This window comes from Psychrobacter sp. Arc9 (assembly GCF_041431295.1).
GTDB lineage: Bacteria > Pseudomonadota > Gammaproteobacteria > Pseudomonadales > Moraxellaceae > Psychrobacter.
The window spans coordinates 1-1553 of record NZ_JASMRK010000054.1 but is presented as its reverse complement, the minus strand read 5'-3'; the positions used below and the strand labels follow the sequence as shown (position 1 = coordinate 1553).

Below are 1553 nucleotides of genomic sequence, written 5' to 3'. Positions count from 1 at the left end.
GGTTTGACTACTATCGTCAGGCTGCGTAATTAAAATCTCCCAAGTTTAGTTCTACGGATTTGACAGCATGGGTCAGATGATTTTGCTAAAGTAATAGGTATAGGGTAGATTTTATTTAATATGGCGTATGAGAATTCATTAAAGTATGTAATGCAGGTTTGTAAGAAGTTTTTGAAGTCTTCTAATGAGGAGTCTCTTTCTTTACTGTTATGCCCCATATGACGATGCTTGGGAATAATACTAAGTATATCGATATCAGATAAGTTATAAGCGATTTTTATGAAATCTCTTGCAGTATTTAGCTTGTCATAAAGAGTTGTAGTGCTTATAGATTTTGCACCACTTAAACGCGCCTTTTGATAGAGATTAATTTGATAATATTTATAATTAGATGCTAAATCATCTAAAGTAAGAGGCTTAGAGCCTTCAAAATCACAAAAATCAAAAAAATATCTTAAATTATGAAGGTAACCTCGCACCGTTTCATCTCTCAACCCTTTTTGAAGGATTTCCCTAAGGTACCTTCTCAACCATTCTACACGTTCTATAGACAATGTTGATTCATCAACTAGGCCCGTAATATAGCTCTTAGTTTTATCTCGGGAATGACCAGAATCGTTCTCTCTATTGGTATAGCAGACTCTACCAATATCGACTTTAAAGGACACACCATCAGCTCTTGAACCTACAATTACTGTGTATTGAGGATCAACGATATCTTCTATTTGCTTAGTGCTTATCTCAATAAGCTGCCTGTCATTGAAAGAATTAGACATTATATTCGCCCTTATCAAATGTTACGCCGAACGTATCTTGTATATCATTGAATTCTTTTACTTCCGAGTCGAATTTTAGATAGGCCTCAGTGGTTGTTAGGCTTCTATGGTTTAACCTTTGTCTGACATGATCAAATATCTTAGAATCAGGGTATTCCTTAGCTCTAAGGTTTCTTACGATATTCATCCCATAGGTAGCACGCAAATCATGGAATGAAAAATTTTGAAGACTTGGTTCAAATTTTTGAACCTTGGAAATGAATTTTTTTAATTCATTTCTTAAAGATTGGCCGTTTTTAGGTACCATAACGGGCGCTTCAGTGTTCCAAACTGGTTTAGGGTTGTTACGATTACGATCTATAATTTCTCTTTCAGCAGTTAAATAGGGGTTTCCAGTTCGAGTTAAAAACACATAGTTATCGTCAGTATTTGCATAAAAGCTGTTTATATTTTGTCTTCTATGTTCCGCTCTTTCGCAATCTATATATGTTGCTAAATGATCAATTAGGTTACGTGAAAACATTAAGCGGTTTAGTCGCCCACCCTTTGAATCTGTTCTGTATTTATATCCAGTATTTATCACGGCATAATTTGAATCAGCATTTTGTTCTAAGTAGTGGAGAGCAGTTTTGATACAAGCAATAGAGAGAGTGCATACGCTTTGTTGTCTAGCTCCTGTTCCGAGAGCTATTCTTATCATTAGTGACCTATGCTGTCAAATCCGTAGACCTAAACTTGGGAGATTTTAATCAAGCGGCCTGACGATAATGATCAAAC

At 35.5% G+C, this 1553-nt stretch carries 2 protein-coding genes; both read right to left on the bottom strand.

Annotation, left to right across the window (positions count from 1 at the left end; all coding sequences use genetic code 11):
- Nucleotides 1–29 precede the first annotated feature (29 nt).
- Entirely contained in the window at nt 30–776 is a 747-nt protein-coding gene (locus tag QO187_RS13750; RefSeq protein ID WP_371548657.1) for a hypothetical protein, read from the bottom strand.
- Nucleotides 769–1476: a hypothetical protein gene (locus tag QO187_RS13745; RefSeq protein ID WP_371548655.1), complete on the bottom strand. Its 708-nt coding sequence runs from the start codon at nt 1474–1476 to the stop codon at nt 769–771. Before QO187_RS13745 ends, QO187_RS13750 begins: the two co-directional genes overlap by 8 nt.
- Nucleotides 1477–1553: the final 77 nt, after the last annotated feature.

Excerpts from the sequence above, each read along its gene's own strand:
- QO187_RS13750 (WP_371548657.1), bottom strand. The coding sequence starts at position 776 with ATGTCTAATTCTTTCAATGACAGGCAGCTTATTGAGATAAGCACTAAG.
- QO187_RS13745 (WP_371548655.1), bottom strand. The coding sequence starts at position 1,476 with ATGATAAGAATAGCTCTCGGAACAGGAGCTAGACAACAAAGCGTATGC.